Origin of the sequence: Pseudomonas retamae (assembly GCF_043496865.1) — a bacterium.
Lineage (GTDB): Bacteria > Pseudomonadota > Gammaproteobacteria > Pseudomonadales > Pseudomonadaceae > Aquipseudomonas > Aquipseudomonas retamae.
In genome coordinates this window covers 165,004-189,119 of record NZ_JBIEIL010000010.1, presented here as the reverse complement: position 1 = coordinate 189,119, position 24,116 = coordinate 165,004, and the positions used below count along the sequence as shown (strand labels likewise).

15 protein-coding genes are annotated in these 24,116 nt (G+C 60.8%); 3 read left to right on the top strand and 12 right to left on the bottom strand.

Annotated elements, in window-relative coordinates; all coding sequences use genetic code 11:
- Window positions 1-24: 24 nt before the first annotated feature.
- The 12 genes from ACGSLL_RS20065 to ACGSLL_RS20010 all read right to left on the bottom strand — a co-directional run bounded on the left by ACGSLL_RS20065 (window position 25) and on the right by ACGSLL_RS20010 (window position 18,834).
- Window positions 25-798 carry an OmpA family protein gene (locus ACGSLL_RS20065; RefSeq protein ID WP_394507668.1) on the bottom strand — a complete coding sequence of 258 codons (774 nt, stop codon included), beginning with the start codon at window positions 796-798 and terminating at the stop codon, window positions 25-27.
- 10 nt (window positions 799-808) lie between these two features.
- Window positions 809-1,222, bottom strand: a complete 414-nt coding sequence (locus ACGSLL_RS20060) for a DUF4398 domain-containing protein (RefSeq protein ID WP_332761545.1) — start codon at window positions 1,220-1,222, stop codon at window positions 809-811.
- A 131-nt stretch (window positions 1,223-1,353) separates the two neighbouring features.
- Complete coding sequence (locus tag ACGSLL_RS20055; RefSeq protein ID WP_394507667.1) at window positions 1,354-4,989, bottom strand: transporter substrate-binding domain-containing protein; 3,636 nt, start codon at window positions 4,987-4,989, stop codon at window positions 1,354-1,356.
- A complete protein-coding gene (locus ACGSLL_RS20050) occupies window positions 4,990-5,616 on the bottom strand; it encodes a response regulator transcription factor (RefSeq protein ID WP_258449821.1) in 627 nt (208 codons plus the stop codon).
- A gap of 162 nt (window positions 5,617-5,778) precedes the next feature.
- Window positions 5,779-6,954, bottom strand: a complete 1,176-nt coding sequence (locus ACGSLL_RS20045; RefSeq protein ID WP_394507666.1) for an EAL domain-containing response regulator — start codon at window positions 6,952-6,954, stop codon at window positions 5,779-5,781.
- A 113-nt stretch (window positions 6,955-7,067) separates the two neighbouring features.
- Complete coding sequence (locus tag ACGSLL_RS20040) at window positions 7,068-8,090, bottom strand: fimbrial protein (protein WP_394507665.1); 1,023 nt, start codon at window positions 8,088-8,090, stop codon at window positions 7,068-7,070.
- Window positions 8,087-8,821: a fimbrial biogenesis chaperone gene (locus ACGSLL_RS20035; RefSeq protein ID WP_394507664.1), complete on the bottom strand. Its 735-nt coding sequence runs from the start codon at window positions 8,819-8,821 to the stop codon at window positions 8,087-8,089. Before ACGSLL_RS20035 ends, ACGSLL_RS20040 begins: the two co-directional genes overlap by 4 nt.
- A 29-nt stretch (window positions 8,822-8,850) precedes the next feature.
- The gene (locus ACGSLL_RS20030) at window positions 8,851-11,274 is read right to left on the bottom strand and encodes a fimbria/pilus outer membrane usher protein (RefSeq protein WP_394507663.1); all 2,424 of its coding nucleotides are present in this window, start codon (window positions 11,272-11,274) and stop codon (window positions 8,851-8,853) included.
- A 105-nt stretch (window positions 11,275-11,379) separates the two neighbouring features.
- Window positions 11,380-11,913, bottom strand: coding sequence for a fimbrial protein (locus ACGSLL_RS20025; protein ID WP_258449827.1), 534 nt, complete (start codon window positions 11,911-11,913; stop codon window positions 11,380-11,382).
- 1,664 nt (window positions 11,914-13,577) lie between these two features.
- A complete protein-coding gene (gene mgtA, locus ACGSLL_RS20020) occupies window positions 13,578-16,277 on the bottom strand; it encodes a magnesium-translocating P-type ATPase (RefSeq protein WP_394507662.1) in 2,700 nt (899 codons plus the stop codon).
- A 605-nt stretch (window positions 16,278-16,882) separates the two neighbouring features.
- Window positions 16,883-18,217 (bottom strand): lysine N(6)-hydroxylase/L-ornithine N(5)-oxygenase family protein, encoded by a 1,335-nt coding sequence (locus ACGSLL_RS20015; RefSeq protein ID WP_394507661.1) that lies wholly within the window; start codon window positions 18,215-18,217, stop codon window positions 16,883-16,885.
- Window positions 18,218-18,351: 134 nt separating this feature from the next.
- The gene (locus ACGSLL_RS20010) at window positions 18,352-18,834 is read right to left on the bottom strand and encodes a sigma-70 family RNA polymerase sigma factor (protein ID WP_394507660.1); all 483 of its coding nucleotides are present in this window, start codon (window positions 18,832-18,834) and stop codon (window positions 18,352-18,354) included.
- 322 nt (window positions 18,835-19,156) lie between these two features.
- Here ACGSLL_RS20010 and ACGSLL_RS20005 point away from each other — a divergent pair, with 322 nt between their 5' ends.
- Genes ACGSLL_RS20005 through ACGSLL_RS19995 form a run of 3 tightly spaced genes read left to right on the top strand, consistent with a single transcriptional unit; the run spans window position 19,157 to window position 23,702 of the window.
- Window positions 19,157-20,329, top strand: a complete 1,173-nt coding sequence (locus ACGSLL_RS20005; protein ID WP_394507659.1) for an efflux RND transporter periplasmic adaptor subunit — start codon at window positions 19,157-19,159, stop codon at window positions 20,327-20,329.
- Entirely contained in the window at window positions 20,330-22,303 is a 1,974-nt protein-coding gene (locus ACGSLL_RS20000; RefSeq protein WP_394507658.1) for a MacB family efflux pump subunit, read from the top strand.
- 7 nt (window positions 22,304-22,310) lie between these two features.
- Window positions 22,311-23,702: an efflux transporter outer membrane subunit gene (locus tag ACGSLL_RS19995; protein ID WP_394507657.1), complete on the top strand. Its 1,392-nt coding sequence runs from the start codon at window positions 22,311-22,313 to the stop codon at window positions 23,700-23,702.
- Window positions 23,703-24,116: the final 414 nt, after the last annotated feature.

Genomic DNA, 24,116 nt, shown 5'->3' with positions numbered 1-24,116 from the left:
TCACTGCATTACACGCGTGCTGTCTCAGCGACGCAGGCCCACCGCCTCGGCACCGTTCGAGACGATCACCTCGACCCGGCGATTGTGCCGGCGCCCGGCCGCGCTGCCGTTGTCGGCAACGGCATATTCTTCGCCATAACCCTGGGTCAGGATGCGCTGGCGATCGACGCCCAGTTGCGTCAAAGCCGTCGCCACCGCCGCCGCGCGACGCTCGGACAGCAGCTGATTGGCCTGTTCGCTGCCCACGTCATCGGTGAAGCCTTCGACCCGCACCTTACGCTCGAGGTTGTTGTTGAGGAAGTCGGCCAGTTGCTGGAACTGCCGCTGGCTGCCGTACTTCAAGTCGGCTTTACCGGTGTCGAACAGCACGTCGCCAAACGTCACGACCTGGCCGCGTTCGGTCGGTTTGGCTTTCATTGCTTGCAGCGCTTTCAACTGCTGGGTGCGTACATCGAGTTGCACCTGGGTGCGCTCGGCATCGATTTTCTTCAGCCCGGCTTCCGCCTGGCGACCAGCGATGGTCTGTTCGGCGAGGGCAATCTTCTGGCTGGCCAGGTACGCCAGTTGATCGATCTGCGGCGCTTTGCGGTCTTGCTGCGAGGCCTGATCGGCGGCGTTCAGCGCGGTGAACGCCGACTGGGTTTCAATCGCCGCCAGGGTGTTGGATTCCGGCTTGTTCTGCAGCGCGGAAAATTGCGCGCGCGCCTGCAACAACTGCGGATTTTCTGGCGGGGTGGCGCAACCGGCGAGCATCAGGGCGAACAGGCCGGCGACGGGCAACAGTTTGTAATTCGACATGGACATGTCCTTATTGAGCGGTGGCGGGCGGATTGAAACCGGTGACCGGGTCTTGCAGCATTTCCTGCTTGAGCACCTGGATGCCGCTGCGGGCGTCGGTCAATTGTTTCTGCCATTTCACCGCGCGGGATTTGCGCTCGGCGAGGTTGGCATCGGCCTCGATCTGCTCGGCCAGCAGCCTGGCCTGCGGGTACTGTTTCTCGCCGAGGGCGCGTTCCATCTGGAACATCTTGTCCTGAGCCGATTTCATTTCCAGCGGCGCGTATTGCGTCGCCTCGGCCGAGACTGCGCGGTTGACCGCATCCTTGGCCAGTGTGATCTGCTGCTCCGGGATCGGCGCGCTGGCACAGGCGCTCAACGCCGCCGCGACGGCCAGTCCACTGACGGCCAGGCGTACACGGGAAGACATACGGGGAAGGGTCATCAACAACTCCAAACGTTAACTGAACAAGTGAGCCCGGCGTGACGCCGGGACACCTGCACGTTAGCGATAGAGCGTAAGTGGCGAATGTAGGAAAATTCGCAAGATCGAAGGCAAACGGGCAAAAAATTCGTTTACGCCAGACGCTCGTCCAACTGCTCGGACAAATGCTCCATCGCCTGCTGCAAGGTATCGACAGCCTCGGTCAGCACTTGCGTGTCCAAACCTTCACTGGCGCGCTCCAGCGCCTCACACGCCTGAATCAACGATTGCGCCTTGATGATCCGCGCGCCGCCCTTGACCCGATGCGCGAGGTCGGAGAGCCCAGCCACGTCATGCTCGCTGAACAGCCGCAGCAGTTTGGCCATGTCCTGCGCGTTGCTGGTGGCCAGATCGCTCAACAGGCTCTTGATCGATTCCTCGTCACCGCGCGTCAACTGCTCGAGGCTGCCCAGATCAAGGTCATCCGGGGCCGGCTCGCTGTCCGCCGTCACAGTCGCTGGCGGCTGCTGTGCAACGATACCGACCAGACGCAGATTGAGGTCCTTGAGACTGATCGGTTTGAACAGACAATCGTCCATCCCGGCTTCGGCACAACGTTGCTTTTCCTCGGGCAGCGCGTTGGCGGTAAAGCCCAGCACCAGACTGCGTGGCAGGCCGCGCGCCGTTTCTTCATCACGGATCGCGCGCGCCAGTTGGTAGCCGTTCATGATCGGCATGTTGCAATCGGTGATGACCACGTCAAACAGCTGGTTGCGCCAGGCGCGCAAGCCGTGCGCACCGTCCTCCGCGTCGACGACCCGATGGCCCAGATAATTCAGTTGCTGCGTAAGCAACAAGCGGTTGGCCGGGTAATCGTCGATCACCAGAATGTTCAGACTGTGCTGGCTGTTCACTGGTTCGAGTTCTTCGACCGGCGCAGCCACCAACGGCTCAAGGGTCGGTAGATTCAGGCGTACTTCGATCTGTGTGCCCTGCCCCAGTTCGCTGGACAAGGCCAGGCTGCCGCCCATCATTTCGCACAAGGTACGGCTGATCACCAGGCCCAGCCCGGAACCGCTGCGCGCCGACTGGCCATGGTTGCCGGCCTGGGCGAACGGGCTGAACAACAGCGCCTGGTCCTCAGCGGAAATGCCGCGACCGCTGTCCTTGACCCGCAGGCACAGGCTCAGGCGTTCGTCGCTGTCGATATCGACCTGCAGGCTCAACTGCACCTGGCCGGCGTCGGTGAACTTGATCGCATTGCTCAGCAGGTTCGACAGCACTTGCTTGAAACGCAGCGGATCGATCAGTACGTCGACATTGCTCAAAGCGTCCACATCCAGTTGCAGACGCAGCTGTTTCTGCCGCGCCAGCCCTTCGAAAATCCGCACCACCGATTCGACCAGCTCGCGCAGGTTGGCCCGTTGCGGCGCCAGCGACAGGCGCCCGGATTCGATGCGGGCGATGTCGAGAATGTCGCCGATCAAGTCCAGCAAGCCGCGCGCGGCGCCCGAGGCCACTTCGATGGCAAAACGATCGGTCACGCCTTGATCGGCCTTTTTCATGGCCAGCTCAAGCATGCCGATGATGGCGTTCATCGGCGTGCGGATTTCGTGGCTCATTGAAGCGAGGAACGTGGTCTTGGCGCGGTTGGCGTCGTCGGCGCTGTCCTTGGCGATCTGCAGTTCCTGCAATAAATGCTGGCGTTCGCTGACGTCGATCCAGCCGGCAATCATGCCGTTGACCACACCATCGCTGCCGCGGTACGGCAGCATCCAGTGATAGATCGTCAGCTGTCTGCCGTCGGCCAGGGTCAGGCTGCGGTCCTGGATGCTCGGCTGCCCGTCGGCCATCACGCGCAGGTAATCGTCGTGATAGGCCTGAGCCTGCGGTGCATCGCTCAGTACGCCCTGGATCACGGTTTTGCCGATCACCGCGTCACGCTCGGTGCCAAACACTTGCAGGTAACCGCTGTTGCAAATCACCAGGCGGCCTTCACGGTCGCGCACATAAATCGGGTGCGGCGTGCCGTCGATCAGCACACGCATGAATTCCATCTGGTCGTTCAAGGCCATTTCCGCCTGACGACGTTTGCGCATCAGCAGGCGCAGATAGGCGATCCAGCCAAACGCCACCAGCAGCAACACACCGGCAATCACGAAGCCTTGAATGATCATGCCGCGGTTGCGCAGCCAATAACTGTCGTCGACCACCACTTCGCTGCGCCAGCGGTTGGTCAGTTCGTCCATTTCCTCGGGGCTGATGCTCAGCAGTGCCTTGTCGAGAATCGAGTACAACTCGAGCGCGCCGCGATTGGTCGCCAGGGCGATACGTGCCGGTTGGGTGCCGACCGTACTGGATATCTGCAAGGTCTCGCGGTACTGGCGCGAAATCATGTAACGCGCGCTGATCAGCGAGTTGATCGCACCGTCGACCTTGCCTTGGGCGACCATTTCCATGGCATCCGCGGCATTGTTGGCCGGCACCAATTGAATATTCGGAAACTGCTCGACCAGGTATTCACGCAAAACGTTGCCGGTGATCAGCGCCAGACGCTCGCCGGCCATCTGATCGAGCGTTTGCGGTTCGCCATCGCGGCGGCTGACCAGCACGAACGGGTTGATCAGGTACGGGCGGGTAAAACGCAGCTCGCCTTCGCGCTCGCTGCTCGGCGTGAACGCCGCGAGCATGTCGGCCTTGCCGCTGCTGACTTGCCTGATCAGATCGGCCACCGAATCGACGCGCTGCATGTCGAATTGCAGACCGGTGCGCAGGCTGATCTTGGCCAGTACATCGGCACTGATGCCGCGAAACTTGCCGGCCTCGTCGACGAAGGTCAGCGGCAGGAAATTCTCGTTGATCGCCACTTTGATCCGCGGATGGCGGTCCAGCCACTGCTGCTCCTTGATACTGAAATGCAGCACATGCTGCCCCGGAATCGCCACGCCGCCAACGCTCCAGCGCCGGCGAATGCTCATGCGCTCCTCGACGGGAATGACCGTCAGCGCGGCATCGACCACGCGCAACAACTGTTCGTTGTCACGCTTGACCGCAAAGCTGAACGGCTGAGTCTCCATGCGCGAAAAATCGCTGAGCTGGACGTTGTTGAGGTAATTCTTCTTGATCAGGTAATTGGAACTGAGCAAATCGCCGAGATAGACGTCCGCCTGACCGAACGCCACCGCACCGATAGCGGCCAGTGTCGACGGATACAGCTGCACATCGGCCTTGGGATAAAACGCCTTGACCGTCGCCGGTGGCAGATAGTGATAGAGCATCGCCACGCGTTTGCCGGCGAGGTCTTGCGGCAGGTTGTGGCTTTCGTCGATGCGCGTGACCAGACTCGGATTGTCGTCGGCGTACGGCAAGGAGATTGCCAGCTCCGGATCGGCGGCCTCGAAACCGTTGGCGGTGCCGATCAGATCGATTTCGCCGTTCTTCAAGGCTGCCAACAGATCGCCACGCGACGCATAGCGCCGCACCTCGACGTTGACCCGCAGCAGTTGCCCGATCAACTGTGCATAATCGGCGCTCATGCCCTCATATTCGTTGCCGTTACCGGTAATCGCGAACGGCGAATAGTCCGGGCTGCTGTCGCCGAGCAACAGCGTGCCCTTGCGGCGCAGCCAGCGCCAGTCCGGTTCGTCCAGCGACACCGCGTATTCGCCGACGTCGGAGCGGCCGAGCACTTTCAGCGTGTCCGGGGCCACCGCCGGGGCCGCGTGTGCCACCCCCACCACGCTGAACAGCAGCACAGCGGCCACCCAGCTTCTGAAGAAAGTCATCATCTAGAGCAGGTTGTTGCGCTTGGCAAAATCAGCGAGGTACACCACCGACTTGACGTTGAGTTTCTCGATCAGCCGCGTCTTGTAGGTGCTGACGGTCTTGTTGCTCAACAGCATCGCTTCACCGATTTCCTTGTTGCTCAGGCCTTTGGCCAACTGCTGGAGGATGGTCAGTTCACGGTCGGACAGGCTCTGGATCAGTTCCAGATCGGTGGCCTGGGCATCGCTGCGACGCACCGAACTGCTGGCCAGGTTGGGAAAAAAGGTATAGCCGTCGATGACCACCTTGATCGCCTTGACCAGTTCGTCCAGGTCGTTGGTCTTGGAGATGTACCCCGCCGCCCCTGCTTTCATGCAGCGCATCGAATAGAACTGCGCCGACTGCGAGGTCAGCACGAGGATCTTGCAATGCAGGTTCAGTGCGCTGATTCGCGAGATCACTTCGAGGCCATCGAGCTTGGGCATGGCGATGTCGAGAATGATCAGGTCTGGATTGTGCTCGCGGGCCTGCTGGACCGCGTCGGCACCGTTATCCGCCTCGGCGACGACTTCGAAGTTTTCCTGCTTCAACAGCATTTTGACGGCAGAGCGGATGAACGGATGGTCGTCCACGATGATCGCTTTAAGCATAAAAACTCCTGTAAGACACGTCGATGTGCAGCATCGGCAACACCAGGCACAGCGATTGAACAGCAACCCAGACGATCCGCGTGTCGAAAATACACGAGCGCCACTGGAGTGTAGGAAATTTCTTGGACAACACTTAAAAAATGTACAAGATCAGCACAACGCCTAGGGCGCTTCGAGCCATTTGAGCAGGTCATGCCCGTTCATCGGCCGCGCCAGGTAATACCCCTGACCCATCTCGCATTCCAGCTCCAGCAAACGCTCGAGTACCTTCGGCCCGCTGACGCCTTCGATCACCAGGTCCATGCCCAGCGAACGGGCCATGACCCGCGTACTGGCGACCATTGCGCGGTTACGCTGACGGTCGAGGTTCTGCACAAAACGTCCGTCGAGTTTGATCTGGGTAAACGGCAACTGGCACAGCAGTTTCAGTGAAGAAAAACCCACGCCGAAATCGTCAACTGCCAAGCCGCAGCCCAGCAGGCGCAAGCGCAACAGGTTTTCCTGAAGCCCGCAGGGGCAATCGAGCAGACCGTTTTCCGCGACTTCGAACATCAGCACCGAGCCCTTGAAACCATGCTGCTCAAGCGACTGCTTGATGTGCTCGACCAAGGCGTTGTCGTTGAGTTGCGAAGCGTGCAGGTTGAATGACAGTTCCAGCACAATGCCGCGACGGCGCAGAATGCCGAGCAGACTCAAGCCCTGCTCGAGCAGGTGCTTGAACATCTGGTCGATCAGGTCGTAAGCCAGCACCGCCGCGAGGAAATCGCAGGGCAACAAGGTGCCACGGGCCGGATGCTCCCAACGGACCAAGGCTTCAACGCCGCTGACCACACCACTGTGCAGTTGAAACTGCGGCTGAAACCAGGCGCGAAATTCACCCAGCGCGAGACCGCGACGAACCTCATCTTCGCTGGGCAACGACGCGTTCAACGGCTCCAGCGTCGGCACTGAACGGGCGCGACTGTAACGCTGCAACAGACGGTACAAGGCACGCAATTGGATCGGTCGGTTGAGCACGCCGAGCAATTGCAAACCTGCGAGCGATGCCATCTGCCCCAGGGTGCGACTCAATTCCGGCGGCAATTCGCTGCACAGCACCACGGCGCGCACCATGCCACTGTCGCTGGCCAGACGCAGGAACTCCAGGCAATCGAGGCCGCGGTCGGTCAGATCACACAGTACGATATCGACCCCGCCCTGCAGGTGCATCTGCACCATCGCCTGTTCGGCGTCTGGCGCATACAGCACATCGGGCACACTCAGGCGGTGCAGCATCCTGACCAGCACGTTGCGGGTAAACTCATGATTTTCCAGCACCAGAATTCGTGGAGAGGCCATTGTCCTGTCATCACTCAATCGACCCGGGGAACGGGATAGTGGCCTGCAACGGCCGAGATGAACGAAGGACTTATCCTGCGTCCGTGTAGGAAATTTCCCAGCTAGAGCCGCCGTCAGTAGTACACGATCTGCACCACCATGATCGCCTCGAACCGACCGACCTCGGGATCGCCGAGCGATACCAGCGAAGCGCTGAACGGTACGTCGATATGGCTGACGTCTGCGGGAAAATTCGCCAGCGCAAACGGCTCGTTGACCTGCACCAGGTTATTGCGCGCATCGCGTACCTGAATGCCGAACTGGCTGTCCGCTGCGGGCAGAATGTTGTACAGCCCCTGCTGATTGGCGGTGACCAGCGTCGCGCCAATATTGATGGCGCTGCTGCACTTTTTCTCCAGTGCAAGGCTGAAGGGTTTGCTCGGGTTGGGCGGGGAAAACCCGGTGGGGGTTTTCTGCACCACGCCGAAATCGACGATGCCCGGCTCAGGCGTGACCGTGACGTCGACCGTACAGGCGGTGCCGACGATGTTCTGCAAGCCGCTCAAGCGAAAGCGAAAGTTGCCGTCCGGGTTGCTCGGCCCGCCGTTGAGGCCGTAGAGGCCGTCGAACTGGAACACGTCGTAAGTGTCTTGGGACGGGCGCTGCAGCGGCAGCAAACCGCGTTTGCGGATCACCACCTGGAAGGCAATCGTCGGGGTGACTTTCGAACAGGCGAGCATGTCGGCTTCGCTATTTGCATCCGGGCAACCGGGCGACGTAAAACCGCTGTTCACGCCCTGCGTCGGGTTGGAACTCCAGTCGCCGTCCCACGCCGTCACACCGCGATAGACCAGGCCGAATTCGATGCCCCACGGCGTCGCATTGAGCCCGGCCGGGTTGCCGTAGAAGTAGATCGGATCGTCCTCGGCACTGTGCAGGTCGAGCTTCTTCCAGCACTCGGCCGGGACCACATGGGTTTTCGAGCGCCAGATGATCGTGCCGTCCGGCACCGTATCGGGCACCGACACCGGGCCGATGTACTCGCTCAGACTATCGCTGCCGTCCATGGCTTTGCAGACCATCGCCGAAGCGAACTGCGACACTGTCAGCAGGCTCGCCGCGAGGACGAGGCGGCTCAGAGCGTGCCACGGCCTCATGGTTTGACGCCTTGGCACAGGTTCGCCGCGCAAGTGAACAAGGTATCGGTCTGGCCACCAAAATCATTCATGTTCGACACCCGCAACGTGGTGAATGCGGTGTTGCTCAAGGCGATCCGGGCGCTGTTACGCGGTGCGATCATCACCGTGTCGATCGGCATTTTGGTTTTTTCCGGGCCGGTGAGCAGACCGACCACGGTGATGTGAAATGGCGTCGGGTTATCGACGATCAGCTGTTTTGTTGCCGGGTCGATTTTCAACTTCAAACCCAGGGCAAAGTCCTCGCCGCGTTCGCGTTTCACCGCGGCCGGGCGGTAGAACAATTTGATTTTCGACTGCAAGGCAATCTGCATCGAGTTGACCGCCTGGGTTTTCGGCGGGATCTCGCGAATATTCAGGTAGAACACCGATTCGCGATCGGTCGGAAGCGCCAGCTCGGGCAATTTGACGATGCGCAGCACGCTGCTTTCATTCGGTTCGATGCGCTGCAACGGCGGCAAGACCATGAATGGCGAGGTGACTTTCACGCCGCTCTCGTTTTCGATCCACGACTGCACAATGAACGGCAACTGCGGGTTCTTGTTGCTGACCGTGACGCTGACCGAGGGTGCGCTCTCTTCGAACACCACGCGGGTGCGATCCGGCACCACGGCGGCGCTGGCCAGGAGGGGCAGGCACAGGCTGCCTGCGAGTAACAGACGTTGAGCAACAGACAAAGTTGAAGGGGACATGCTGACTCCGGATTCGAGGAATGAGGCGATTACAGACACTGAGCGGGCGTGGCGACGTTGGTCAGCACGTCCTGCTCAGGGAGTTTGGCCAGACTGCATTGGCCGGCGTCATCCCAACGCGCTACCAGTTCAGCCCCTGCCTTGATGCCCAACAGATAAGTGACGCCCGCCTCGCCGACGATGCCCACCTCCTTGTTGGTGTTCTTGTCTTGCACCGAGGCGCCGAACGGCACCGGTTTACCGTCGCGGCGGCTCAACACGACGAACGCGTTGTGGCCCTGCCCCGTGGAAAAATTCACATAACCGATCGCGCCCTCGGTCAGCGCCAGGCGCTGGATAGGGTTGGAGACTTCGGTGTTGAGCGGCAGCTTTTCGACATTGACCCGCGCTTCGTACGCCTGAAACGACGGCAAGCCATCCATCACTGCGTAACCGTCGCGGTTGGTGCGGGTCTGGCCGCTGAAGGCCACGTCCGGCACGCCGTCGGTAGACACCAGCAGGCGCGTGTCACCGTTGCTGCCATTGCCGTGGGCCGAGACGCCATAGCGGGTGGCGACCAGCGAGCTGTCGAGTTCACCGGTCAGCGAGCGGTAAGTGCTGCCATCGGTGGACGCCGAGGCGTTGGCGCGGTAGCTCGAGGCGCGTTTACCGACATAGGCGTTGACGTAGCGGTTGTCACCGACGCCGCCATACACCTGATAATTCATGCCTTCGCCATCGTCATGGCTGTAACCGACACTGCCCGACGAGCCGCCCGAGCCCGAGCGCTGCATGTTGCTTGAGAGCATCGAGTTGCCGCCCAGCGGCACGGTGACGCCGAGGTAGATCTGCGAGTCGTTCTGCCGGCTGTTCTGGGTCTGGTAGGCAGATACATTGACGTTGATGCTCTTGACGTTGCCCAGCGAAAAGCTGCGCGCCACGGTCAGGCCGAAACGATCGGCCGCCGGCGCGTCCCAATAGGTTGAATGGTCATAGGAGAAACTCGTCGACAACCAGGAGAAATGCTTGGCCACCGTCACCGAATAGCGTTGCTTGCCCGAGTTCAGCGCGTAGGAATCGGCGTCACCGGCAAACTGCGAAAAGTTCGTGAAGGTCTTGTCGGAAAAGCGATAGCCCAAAAAGCGCAGGTCGGTGCCAATCGCATCGAAGCGCTTGGAATAGTTGATCCGGTAGGAATTGCCGACCACGGTTTTATCGCTCCAGCGCAATTTGGCGCGGGAGGTGGTGACGTCGCCCGAGAGCGCGCCGAACACGCCGAGGTCCTTGCCGATACCGAACGCATTCGACTGGTAACCCGAGGCGGCGAGCAGACCACCGTACAGCGTCCAGTCACGGGCCAGACCGTAAGCGGCTTCCGAAGCGATGAACTGCGGCTGGGTGCCGCCATTGCCGGTCAGGCGCGGCTGACCGGCGGAGACTTTGTAGCGCAGCTCGCCCTCACGCGACAGGAACGGCACGGCGGCGGTGGCGACGGTGAAGGTTTGCTCGGTGCCGTCCTCTTCGCGCACGGTCACGTCCAGCGTGCCCTGCACGCTGCTGTTGAGATCCTGCAGGCTGAACGCGCCCGGCGTCACCGTGGTCGAGTACAACACACGGCCCTGCTGCGACACGGTGACCGTGGCGTTGGTGCGCGCCACACCGCTGATCAGCGGCGCGTAACCGCGCAGGTTCGGCGGCAACATGCGGTCATCGCTGCTCAGGGTCGCGCCGCGCAAAGCGAACGTATCGAACACGTCGGAGTTCAGGTAATCCTCGCCAACCGACAGCTTCGAGCGGATCGAAGGCAATGCGCGGTAGGCATACAAGCGGTTCAACTGGAACGCCTCGCCGTGCAGATTCTGGCTCTGGCTGCCCGACTCCTGACGCGCCTGATAATCGGCGCGGATGCGCCAGGCATCGAGGTTGACGCCGGCCGTGCCGTAACTTTGCAGCGAGCGCGAATCACCGGAGGGGCCGTTGGTTTCGCGGCTGTTGGCGATCATCCGATAATCGAGCAACGCACCATTGAGCCCGTCGCTCCAGGCGGCAGACGGAATATAGTTGGGGTCGTCGTATTCGAACGTCGCCTGCGGCAGGCTGATCGACAAGCGCCCGAGGTTTTTCAGGTATTTGATCGCGGCGTTGTCGATGCCACGCAGATCCACGCATTTCCCGTCCGCCAGGCGCGGCAGGCTTTTCATCAATGGCGGTTTGAGACCGAAGGTGGCCACCAGCTCTTCGGGCAGGCAGGCAAAACTCTCGTCAACCTTGTCGCCGGCCATGAACTCAATCGTGCGCGAACCGAAATAACGCTGATTCACGCTGATATCGAGCAAGTAACGGCCCGGCACGGTGTATTGCGCATGGGCAAACTGTCCGAGGCTGATATCGTCGTTTTTATCGATATTCAGAAACTCCGAATTGAACTCCACAGCGCTTGAATAGCGCGCACAGGAGATCAACACGCAGGACACGAAAAGTGTTCGGCCGTACACGGGAATGAGCCTTTATCAGAACTTTGACGGAAAAGAAAAAAGGGGCTTTCACCCCTTTTCCTTACAACCCGCGAGGGCGGCGGATCAGTTGTAGGCCACGGTGAAGTTGGCCACGCTGTCGGCTTCGCCCGTGGTGACGGTGGCCGCGGTAGCTTCGTACATGGCGGCGAAGGTCACGGTGTTGTTGCCGTCCTGCAGCACAACCGGGGCGACTTGCTCCTTGCCGTTGTCGAGCATTTCACCGGCGCTGGCCTGCAGACGGATGCCAACGTTCTGCGCCAGACCGGTGGTGGCGAACAACGCTGGAACGGCTGGATCCTGCACGCCGCTGAAGGTGAAACGGGCGTTCTTCTGGGTAGTGGTGTCACAGTCGGTCAGGACGATGTCGAACTTGACTGGAGTCGAACGGCTGCCGATGGCGGTGAACTGGTTCGACGGCACCTGACCCAGGGAAACGGTCTGGTCCAGCGAGTTGGCGTCGATACCGCAGGCGCCGGAAACGATTTCACCGATGAAACGCACGGTGCCCGGGTTGCCGGTAGCCGGCGTCGCCGCGTTGGCGAAAGAAGCAAGACCCATGACAACGGTAGCGGCGGTAACAGCGACGAGCTTTTTCATGTTTTACATCTCTTGGGATAGTTATGTGTTCGGCCCAGCGGCCGGGCTTTCCCGAGCATTGATGCGCTTGACGGTGCAACGGCTGGCTTCCCCGTTTTCAGGCGGTTCCTTGCCGGACTGGCCAGTTGCCGGTTGCTTCGTCGTGTTCGCGCATCGAATGATCGGGACGCCGGGCATCTCTGCTCCGGAACGCATAGTGGTCGAGCCCCAAGGGGGAAAATGTAAGTTCTTTCTTGTCGCTGTGTAGGACAATTCTCAGCGCCATATCCCCTTTCTTTGTGCGAGCGGGTCTGCTCGCGAAAGCTTTCTATCAGGTGCTGATTCTTTGGTTTTTGTGTACATATCCGTTGCTGCGGTAACGGCTACTTAGGGTTCCGCCCTTACGGCGGGTCACCTTTTTCAAACGCCAAAAAGGTAACCCAAAAGGCTTGCTCCTGCGTCCGGCCCTCGCAAGCTCGGGTCCCTTCGCTGCGGGATCGCTCCGGGCGCAGCGGCTACGGTTTGCTGCGCTGCACCTCCTTGCGCTGTGTACGACTTCGTCGTACGGTCGCTGCGCTCCCACGCCCGGATCAATCCCTCCACTCAGCCTCCCGACGTCGCCGGTGAGGCAAGATCAAAAGCAGGCGAGCTGATACTCGGCCTGGTGATTGCACCGCTCTTGTGTGGATCTGCTCGCGATGGCTTTGTTTCAGGCGATGTTTTTTAGTACATGTTCGACACTGCAGTAACTGCCGCTTGGGGTTGCGCCTTCACGGAGGACTGAAAATCAAAAGCAACATCAAAAGCCCCTCACCCTAGCCCTCTCCCGGAGGGAGAGGGAACTGTCTGCGGTGGATGCGAGAGATACGCCAACCTGCGATACCGAGTCGAACGACAGGTTTGAACGGCCCACAAATCGGCTCCCTCTCCTCTGGGAAAGGGCTGGGGTGAGGGGCAGCCACACCACAAATCCCAAACCAACCAGCCGCTCCTGACCACTTTCGCAAGATGAACGCGGTACTAATGTAGGAGCCAGCCTGCTGGCGATGGCTTTGTTTCAGGCGTTGTTTTTTATTACATGTTCGGCGTTGCAATAACTGCCGCTTGGGGTTGCGCCGTGGCGGAGGACTGAAAATCAAAAGCAACGTCAAAAGCCCTTCACCCTAGCCCTCTCCCGGAGGGAGAGGGGACTGACCGGGGTGGTTTGGTAGAGATATGCCGACCGAGATACCGAGTCGAACACATATTCTGAAAAGCCCAAAAATCGGCTCCCTCTCCCTCGGGAGAGGGCTGGGGTGAGGGGCGAATCCACCGCAAATCCAAAGCCAACCACCGCTTCTAACCACTCAACAATGAGCGTTAGCTCGAGTGCCCTTGATCTTGATCTTGCCTAACCAGCGACATCGGAAGGCTGAGTGGAGGGATTGATCCGGGCGTGGGAGCGCAGCGACCGTCTGGCGTAGCCAGACACAGCGGACGTAGGTGCAGCGCAGCAAACCGTAGCCGCTGCGCCCGGATCGATCCCGGAGCGAAGGGACCCGAGCCTGCGAGGGCCGGACGCAGGAGCAAGCCTTTTGGTTCCTTTTTGGCGTCTGAAAAAGGGACTCGCCGTAAGGGCGAAACCGCCAGCAGCAACACCCGAAGCAACGGATATGTACCCAAAAAATCAACACAGCAAAGAACAATCACTGCCAGCCAAACCGCCGAACATAAAACCCCTTCACCGCCTGAGTCAGCCCCATATACGCCAACAGAATCACCGGCAAAAACACAAAATACAGCGACGGCAATGCCTGCAACTTGAAGTAATGCGCCAACGGCCCCATCGGCAAGAAAATTCCGACCGCCATGATCATCCCGGTCATCACCAGCAGCGGCATCGCAGCCCGGCTTTGCAGAAACGGAATTTTAGGCGTGCGAATCATGTGCACGATCAACGTCTGGGTCAGCAGCCCGACCACAAACCAGCCAGACTGAAACAGGGTCTGGTGATCCGGCGTATTGGCATCGAACACGTACCACATCAAGGCGAACGTGGTGATGTCGAAAATCGAACTGATCGGACCAAAAAACAGCATGAAACGCCCAACGTCGCCCGGCTGCCAGCGCTGCGGTTGTTTGAGCATCTCCTCATCGACGTTATCGAACGGAATGGCAATCTGCGAAATGTCGTAAAGCAGGTTCTGCACCAGCAGGTGCATCGGCAGCATCGGCAGAAACGGAATGAACGCACTGGCCACCAGCACCGAGAACACGTTGCCGAAATTGGAGCTGGCGGTCATCTTGATGTACTTGAGCATGTTGGCGAAGGTGCGCCGCCCTTCGAGCACGCCCTCCTCCAGCACCATCAGGCTTTTTTCCAGAAGAATGATGTCGGCTGCTTCCTTGGCGATGTCCACCGCGCTGTCGACGGAAATCCCGATATCGGCCGTGCGCAGCGCCGGCGCATCGTTGATGCCGTCGCCCATGAAGCCGACCACATGGCCGTTGCCTTTGAGGCTGCGCACGATGCGTTCCTTGTGCGACGGCGTCAGTCTGGCGAAGACGTTGGTCTGCTCCACCGCCACGGCCAGTTCGGCATCGCTCATGCACTCGATAGCGTTGCCCATCAGCAAGCCTTGCTGAGCGAGACCGACTTCGCGGCAGATCTTTGCCGTCACCAGTTCGTTGTCGCCGGTCAGCACTTTCACCGCCACGCCATGTGCGGCCAGCGCCTTGAGCGCTGGCGCGGTGCTTTCCTTGGGTGGATCGAGGAAGGCCACGTAACCGATCAACGTCAGCTCCTGTTCATCGGCAAGGCTGTAGACATCGCGTCCATGCGGCATCGAGCGAGCCGCCACCGCCACCACGCGCAAGCCTTCAGCGTTGAACGCTGCAGTGACCTGACGAATCCGGCTCAGCAGCTCATCGCTCAAGGCTTCGTCGACTTCGCCATGGCGAACCCGGCTGCACACCGCTAACACTTCCTCCACCGCACCTTTGCAGATCAGTTGATGCGCCTGGCCACGGCCTTCGACCACCACCGACATGCGCCGGCGATTGAAGTCGAACGGGATTTCATCGACCTTGCGAAACGCCGTGCCGACTTTCAGTTCGCGGTGGATTTCCACGTGTTCCAGCACCGCAACGTCGAGCAGGTTTTTCAGGCCGGTCTGGTAGTAGCTGTTGAGGTAGGCCATTTCCAGTACGTCGTCGGAATCTTCGCCCCACACGTCGACATTGCGCGCGAGGAAGATCTTGTCCTGGGTCAGGGTGCCGGTCTTGTCGGTGCACAGCACGTCCATGGCGCCGAAGTTCTGGATCGCGTCGAGGCGCTTGACGATGACTTTCTTGCGCGACAGAAACACCGCGCCTTTGGCCAGGGTCGAGGTGACGATCATCGGCAGCATTTCCGGGGTCAGGCCGACCGCGATCGACAGCGCGAACAGCAGCGCTTCGGTCCAGTCGCCCTTGGTGAAACCGTTGATGAACAGCACCAGCGGCGCCATGACGAACATGAAACGGATCAACAGCCAGCTGACCTTGTTGACCCCTTGCTGGAACGAGGTCACCGCCCGATCAGTCGCCCCGACCCGCTGCGCCAGCGCGCCGAAACAGGTGTGATTGCCGGTGGTGAGGATCACCGCCACGGCAGTGCCGGACACGACGTTGGTGCCCATGAACAGAATGTTGTCCAGCTCCAGCGGATTGTGCGTATCGCGATCGGCCTGGCGGGGGAATTTCTCCACCGGCATCGATTCACCGGTCATCGCCGCCTGGCTGACGAACAGATCCTTGGCACTGAGCACCCGGCAATCGGCGGGAATCATGTCGCCGGCCGAGAGCACGATCAGGTCACCCGGCACCAGTTGCTTGATCGGCAATTCGCAGCGCGGCGCGTCACGGCGCAGCACCGTGGCGGTGTTGCTGACCATGGCCTTGAGTGCATCGGCGGCCTGGTTGGATTTGCTTTCCTGCCAGAAGCGCAGCAGCGTCGACAGCACCACCATGGAGAAAATCACCACGGCGGCCTTCAAGTCTTCGGTCAGCCACGAAATCAGCGCCAACAAGGTCAGCAGCAGGTTGAACGGTTTTTTGTAGCAGTGCCACAAGTGCGTCCACCCTGGCAACGGTTGCTCGTGCTCGACCTCGTTGAAGCCGTGTTGCGCGCGCAGCGCCTCGGCTTCGATATCGCGCAGACCTTCGCAATGGCTGCCAAGGGATGCCAGCAATTCGCTGCTGTCGCTATGCGCGGCATCCACCAGCGTGTTGGCCAGGGTTAGCGGGACTTCACGGCTGACCGTAGTGTCATTGAGCGATTCCAGCAGCGCCAGACGACGGAAGTGCCGGGCGATGTGGCGGTTGCGCAGGAAGCCTGCGAATAATTCCTTGAGCGTAAGTTTCATGGCTGTTGCCCCTGTGGTCAGCCGGGAAACCGTCAAGCAGGTACGACCGCACCGCTGCCGCCGGAAAAACCGGCACGGCAAGGCGTGGCGCGCCGGTCAACAAGACAGGCGTGTCGATAGGGCTGCGATCACGACGGTACGGTCGTATTCGCGCTCTGTTCAGCGTCGATGAGAAGGACGTCGAGGCATGCCCGGAACGGGCCATGCACGGGATGCCGCTGCTCGCTGTTACGGCGAGACAACGGCAGAGAAAAGACTGCGCGTTATCTTGCCGAGCATCTGCCGGTTACCGAGACCGGCCGACAACTGTCACTCGAACAAGTACCCACTGTGGGTCTCCGCTATTGATGAAAACGCGTGGAGCTTACGCCCCGAATGTCGGGCGAGTAAACGGCAAAAGAACGGCATGTGCGGGATGTTCAGGAAGGGTTCAGGAAGCCCCGCAGATCGTTCCCACGCTCTGCGTGGGAATGCCTCAACGGACGCTCCGCGTTCGGCTTTGAATGGGACGCAGAGCGTCCCGGGCTGCATTCCCACGCAGAGCGTGGGAACGATCAAATTCCCACGCAGAGCGTGGGAACGATCTGCTTCAGGCGCAGCAGAACTCAGCTGGCCGTTGCCAGCAGCAGATCCGCCACCGTGCGCTGCCCACGATGCCTGCCATGCTCATACAGCGAACCGGCAATCTCGTCCGCGCGGATCGGCAGCACCGACAGCAAGGTGTCGCTCAGGCCATGGCTGGCCTGGCAGAAGCCCTGCATGTAGATGCCCGCCTTGCAGCGCTCATCGGTGATCAGCTTGTAATGGCGATCAACCTCGAACTCGCCCAGATACTCTTCCAGCGGCGCCAGCAGTTTGCGGTGCATCTGCCGTTCATAACCGGTCGCCAGCACCACCGCATCGTAATGGCGTACGGTGACTTCTCCGGTGGCGTTGTTGCGTACCGCCAGTTCGACACCGTTGTCAGTCGCGGTGGCGCTCTCGACGGTGGTCAGGGTGCGGAAGGCATGCCGGGCGATCCCGGAAACCTTCTGGCGATAGAAGATGCCGTAGATGCGCTCGATCAGGTCGATATCGACCACCGAGTAATTGGTGTTGTGATACTCGTTGACCAGACGCTCGCGCTCGGCGCTGTTCTGCTGGAACACCAGATCGGTGAATTCCGGCGAAAACACTTCGTTGACGAACGGGCTGTCGTCCGCCGGCTTCAGCGCCGAACCACGCAGGATCATGTCGACCTGCACCGACGGGAAAGAATCGTTGAGATCGATGAACGCTTCTGCCGCGCTCTGCCCGCCCCCAATGATCGCGATGCTCATTGGCTGATTGTTCACGCACGGCTGTTTGGCCATCTGCGACAGGTATTGCGAGTGGTGGAAAACCCGGCGATCGCCCTTCAGCGCCTTGAACGCTTCGGGAATACGCGGTGTACCGCCGGCACTGACCACCACCGAACGCGTGGTGCGCACGAATTGCTGGCCGTCGCTGCCACGGGAAATCACCCGCAATGCCTCGACCTGCTGGTTGTGCAGGACCGGTTCGATGGTCAGCACCTCTTCGCCGTAACGGCTCTGCGCAGTGAACTGCCCGGCGACCCAGCGCAGGTAGTCGTTGTACTCCATGCGGCACGGGTAGAAGGTGCCCAGGTTGATGAAGTCGACCAGACGACCGTGATATTTCAGGTAGTTGACGAACGAGTAGGGGCTGGTCGGATTGCGCAGGGTCACCAGATCCTTGAGGAAGGAAATCTGCAATTCGCTCTGGGTCGACAGAGTGTTGCCGTGCCAGCTGTAATCGGCCTGCTTGTCGAGGAACAGCACATCCAGCTCGCCGTGGGTCGGACCGCGCTCTTGCAGAGCGATGGCCAGCGCCAGGTTCGAAGGGCCGAAACCGACGCCGATCAGGTCGTGAACGATGGGCGATGCAATTGCCTGAGTCATTTCCAGTGTCCTCTGGATGAACCCCTCAACAAGGGGCAAGGAGAGCCTAAGTGACCCGACTGGCCTTGAGCAGGACAGCAGATCGTCTGTTGAGTAGGAACGAGGACAGTGAAATAAAATTTAACGAAGACGCCTCATTGGGCATCCCATTGCTTGATCCGCTGGCGGCAATGTTTCATCGCGTTGACGATGTGTTTTTCCACCAGCGCCTTGGAAATGCCCAGTTGCTCGGCAATTTCCGGGTGCGACAGTCCTTCGATCTTGCGCAGCAGAAAACTGTCGCGGCACAGCGGCGACAGCTCGGCCAGCGCGCGCTGCAGCATGCCCAGGCGCTGGCCGTGATCGAGCGTGCTGTGCGGGGACGGGGTGAAATAGCGCTCTTCGTTGTCGAGCACTTCCAGCGACTCGACCTGGCGCAGGGCGTTGCGCCGATGGTCGTCAATGACCAGGTTCAGCGCGGTGCGGTAGAGAAACGCGCGGGGTTGTTCGATGGGGGTTTCGCTGGAGCGTTCGAGCACCCGCAGATAGGCGTCATGCACCACATCTTCGGCGACCTGACGGTTGCCGAGCTTGGCGTTCAGGAAACACACCAGCTCTCGATAGTAGTTTTCCAACATGACTCCCGGCCGCAAACCTGCGGTTTCTGTCCTTGAGCGCACTGATCGGCGACGCCGCAAACGGCAGTAGCAAGATAGTGGCAACTTGAGGAGCGTAATTTATAGTAATTCTCATATAGATTTAAAGTAGTGTTTGGCCTTGACCGACAAATAGTGCGGTTCTATAGCTGTAACTTTGTATGTCCGCAGTTAAATTCCCCTGCCTCCGCCACGTTTACAGGACAGCTTCCCGTGTCTGTCGCGCCCCGTGACAGCGTTCGATGCGGCCCCAACCTGTGTGCCAGCCGAACGACGGGCCGAATTCAACTGGTCGGAACCCTGCATGAAACGTCCCCGCCCTGCCCGACGCGCCCTGCTCGTAGTCCTTTGTCTGATACCTGTTGTCGGTTATGCCGCGTGGCAAATGCTGCCACCGGGCCGAGATGAATTTGCCACCGTGCAAGTGTCGCGCGGCGATATAGAGAGCAGCGTCACCGCCCTCGGCACGCTGCAACCGCGCCGCTATGTCGACGTCGGTGCGCAGGCATCCGGGCAGATTCAGAAGATCCATGTCGAAGTCGGTGACGTGGTCAAGGAAGGCCAGTTGCTGGTGGAGATCGACCCTTCAACGCAAAAGGCCAAGCTCGACGCCGGACGCTTCTCGATCGAAAACCTCAAGGCGCAATGGCAGGAGCAGCGCGCGCAGCACGAACTGGCGCAGCAGAAATACCAGCGTCAGCAGAACCTCGCTGCTGGCGGTGCGACCCGCGAAGAAGACGTACAGACCGCCCGCGCCGAACTGAAAGCCACGCAAGCGCGCATCGACATGTTCCAGGCACAGATCCGTCAGGCCGAGGCCAGTCTGCGCAGCGATCAGGCCGAACTCGGCTACACGCAGATTTACGCGCCGATGGCTGGCACCGTGGTTGCCCTTGATGCGCGTGAAGGCCAGACCCTCAACGCCCAGCAACAGACGCCACTGATTTTGCGCATCGCCAAGCTGTCGCCGATGACCGTGTGGGCCGAGGTGTCGGAAGCGGACATCGGTCACGTCAAACCGGGCATGAGCGCGTACTTCACCACGCTCAGCGGCGGTAACCGGCGCTGGAGCAGTACGGTCCGACAAATCCTGCCGGTACCGCCCAAGCCGCTGGACCAGGCCAGTCAGGGCGGCGGCAGCCCGGCGAGCAGCAGCAAAAGCGGCAGCGCTCGGGTGGTGCTCTACACCGTGCTGCTGGATGTCGATAACCCTGACAATGCCCTGATGGCCGAGATGACCACACAGGTTTTCTTCGTCGCCGATCAGGCCAAAGACGTCCTCACCGCGCCGGTGGCCGCCCTGCAAGGCAGCACCAAAGCTGATCGGCAGACTGCGCAAGTGGTCGCCGCCAACGGCAAGATCGAATCCCGTGAAGTACGCACCGGCATCAGTGACAGGCTCAAAGTACAGATCATCGATGGCCTCAACGAAGGCGATCATCTGTTGATCGGCCCGGCTGTCGGCGGCGGTGGTTGAATGCAAACGCCCCTGATCGACCTGCACGACATCCGCAAATCCTACGGCGGCGGCGACGCGCCTGAAGTTCACGTACTGCGCGGCATTGATCTGTCGATCCATGCCGGCGAATTCGTGGCGATTGTCGGCGCGTCCGGCTCCGGCAAATCGACGCTGATGAACATCCTCGGCTGCCTCGACCGGCCGACTTCAGGCCAATACCGCTTCGCCGGGGAGAACGTCGCTGGCCTGGACAGCGACGAGCTGGCCTGGCTGCGTCGGGAAGCCTTCGGTTTCGTGTTTCAGGGCTACCACCTGATTCCGTCCGGCTCGGCCCAGGAGAACGTCGAGATGCCGGCGATCTATGCCGGCACCCCGGCCGCCGCACGCCATGCCCGTGCTGCCGCGCTGCTCGACCGATTGGGTCTGGCCTCGCGCACCGGCAACCGTCCGCATCAGCTTTCCGGTGGACAGCAGCAACGGGTGTCGATTGCGCGCGCCTTGATGAACGGCGGCCACATCATTCTCGCCGACGAACCGACCGGCGCCCTCGACAGCCACAGCGGCAAAGAAGTCATGGCGTTGCTCGACGAGCTGGCGAGCCAGGGTCATGTGGTGATCCTCATCACCCACGACCGCGAAGTGGCGGCGCGGGCCAAACGCATCATCGAGATCAGTGACGGCCTGATCATCAGCGACAGCGCAAAGGACAACCCCCAAGCCCAGACCAGCACCAACCCCGGCGCCTTGCAAGCGGTCGACCTGCGCAAGCGCCTGAGCGAAGGCGCCGAAGCCACCGGCGCGTGGAAAGGCGAACTGGTCGACGCCTTGCAGGCTGCGTGGCGGGTGATGTGGATCAACCGTTTCCGCACCGCACTGACCCTGCTCGGGATCATCATTGGCGTGGCCTCGGTGGTGGTGATGCTCGCCGTCGGCGAAGGCAGCAAGCGCCAGGTCATGGCGCAGATGGGTGCGTTCGGCTCGAACATCATTTACCTCAGCGGCTCGGCGCCCAATCCGCGCACGCCGCCGGGAATCGTCACCCTCGATGATGTGCATGCGCTGGCGAGCCTGCCGCAAGTGCAACGGATCATGCCGGTCAACGGCGCCGAGGCTGGCGTGCGCTTCGGCAATGCCGACCATTTGAGCTACGTCGGCGGCAACGACACCCACTTCCCGGCGATTTTCAACTGGCCGGTGGTGCAAGGCAGCTACTTCACCGAGGCCGACGAAGCCAACGCAGCCGCCGTCGCGGTGATCGGCCATAAGGTACGAACCAAACTGCTCAAGGACATCGCCAACCCGATCGGCCAGTACATCCTGATCGAGAACGTACCGTTTCAGGTGGTCGGCGTGCTCGCGGAAAAAGGCGCGAGTTCCGGTGACTCCGACAGCGACAACCGCATTGCCATCCCCTACTCCGCCGCGAGCGTGCGGCTGTTCGGCACGCGTGACCCGGAATATGTCGCCATCGCCGCCACCGACGCAGGCAAGGTCAAGGACGCCGAACAGGCCATTGAGCAATTGATGCTGCGCCTGCACAACGGCAAGAAGGATTTCGAACTCACGAACAACGCCGCGATGATCCAGGCCGAGGCGCGCACGCAAAATACCCTGTCGCTGATGCTCGGTTCGATTGCGGCGATTTCCCTGCTGGTCGGCGGCATCGGAGTAATGAACATCATGCTGATGACTGTTCGCGAACGCACCCGCGAGATCGGTATTCGCATGGCCACTGGCGCGCGTCAACGCGACATTCTGCGCCAGTTCCTCACCGAGGCGGTGATGCTTTCGGTGGTCGGCGGCATCGCCGGAATCGCCTTGGCGCTGATCGTTGGCGGTGTGCTGATGCTCAGTGAAGTCGCCGTCGCCTTTTCGTTGCTGGCGGTGCTCGGCGCGTTTGCCTGCGCCGTGGTGACCGGCGTCGTCTTCGGCTTCATGCCGGCCCGCAAAGCTGCCCGGCTCGACCCGGTCACGGCCCTTACCAGTGAATGATCGATCTATGAAACCGCGTCTCAGTGTGTTGACCGTGTGCCTGATTCTCAGCGCGTGCGGCAGTCCCGTTCAGCGCCCGGACAGTGGCGTGCAGGCACCCGCGGCCTGGCAAGCACCGCACGCCGCCAGTGTCGCCCGTGGCGATCGGCAATGGTGGACACAGTTTCACAGCGCCGAACTGGATCGGCTGATAGAACAGGCCCGCCTCGGCAGTTTCGATCTCGCCGCTGCGGTTGCCCGCGTGCGGCAGGCCCAGGCCGGCACGGTGATCGCCGGAGGCTCGCAGTTGCCCGAGGTCAAGGCCGGGCTCAACGGCAAACGGCAAAAACTGCTGCGCGGCAATGGCTACAGCCAGCTCGATGCGGACAGCAGCAACAAGGCCGTGGACTATTTCGATGCCAGTCTGAGCGCTACCTATGAAGTCGATTTCTGGGGCGGTAAGCGTGCTTCACGCGACAGCGCGCAATTCACCTTGCAGGCCAGCGAGTTCGATCGCGCGACGGTCGAACTGACCCTGCTCAGCAGCGTCGCCACGACGTATGCGCAGACCCTGGCACTGCGCGAGCAAAGCCGCATCGCCGAACTGAACCTGGCCAACGCGCAACGGGTGTTGAAACTGGTGCAGACACGCTTCGATTCAGGCTCGGCCACAGCGCTGGAACTGGCGCAACAGAAGAGTCTGGTCGCCGCCCAGCAATGGCAATTACCGCGCGTGCAACAGGAGGCTCAGGCCGCGTTGATCAGCCTCGCGGCCCTGCTCGGTCAACCGGTGCAACAACTGGCGCCAACCGGTTCGTTCCAAGACCTGCAATGGCCCGAGATTGCGGCCGGTATTCCCAGCGAACTACTCAGCCGGCGCCCGGACATCGCCCGCGCCGAAGCACAACTGGCCGCCGCCGAGGCCGACGTCAAGGTCGCCCGTGCGGCGATGCTGCCGACGCTGACGTTGACGGCGCAACTGGGCTCTGGTGCCGATAAGTTCGATGATGTGTTGCGTAGCCCTTTTTACAATCTCACCGCCGGCCTGGTTGCGCCGATCTTCAACAACGGTCGCCTCGGCGCCGAACGTGACAAGGCCACGGCGCGGCAACAGGAATTGCTGGAAACCTACCGCGGCGCGATCGTCAATGGCTTCGCCGATGTGGAAAAGGCCCTGAACAGTATTCGTCGTCTGGATGAGCAGCGGCAGTGGCAATCCGAGGAGTTGAGTCAGGCGCAGAGCGCTTTCAACATTGCCCAGAGCCGCTATGAAGCGGGAGCCGAGGATTTGCTCACGGTGCTGGAGACTCAACGTACGCTGTATGCCGCGCAGGATCAGCAGGTGCAGCTGCGACTGGCGCGGGTGCAGGCGAGTATTGCGTTGTACAAGGCGTTGGGGGGTGGGTGGCGGGCGCTATGATTGGGGATTTTTTGGGTACATATCCGTTGCTGCGGTAACGGCTTCTTATGGTTTCGCCCTTACGGCGAGTCCCTTTTTCAAACGCCAAAAAGGAACCAAAAGGCTTTGCTCCTACGTACGGCCTTCGCAGGCTCGGGTCCCTTCGCTGCGGGATCGATCCCTCCACTCAGCCTTCCGATGTCGCTGGTCAGGCAAGATCAAGATCAAGGGCACTCGAGCTAACGCTCATTGTTGAGTAGTGAGAAGCGCCACATGGCTTGAGATTTTCGGTGGATTCGCCCCTCACCCCAGCCCTCTCCCCCTGGAGAGGGAGCAGATTTGTGAGCCGTTCACAACTTGAGTTCGACTCGAAATCTCAGTCGGCGTATCTCTATCAAACCACTCGGTCAGTCCCCTCTCCCTCTGGGAGAGGGC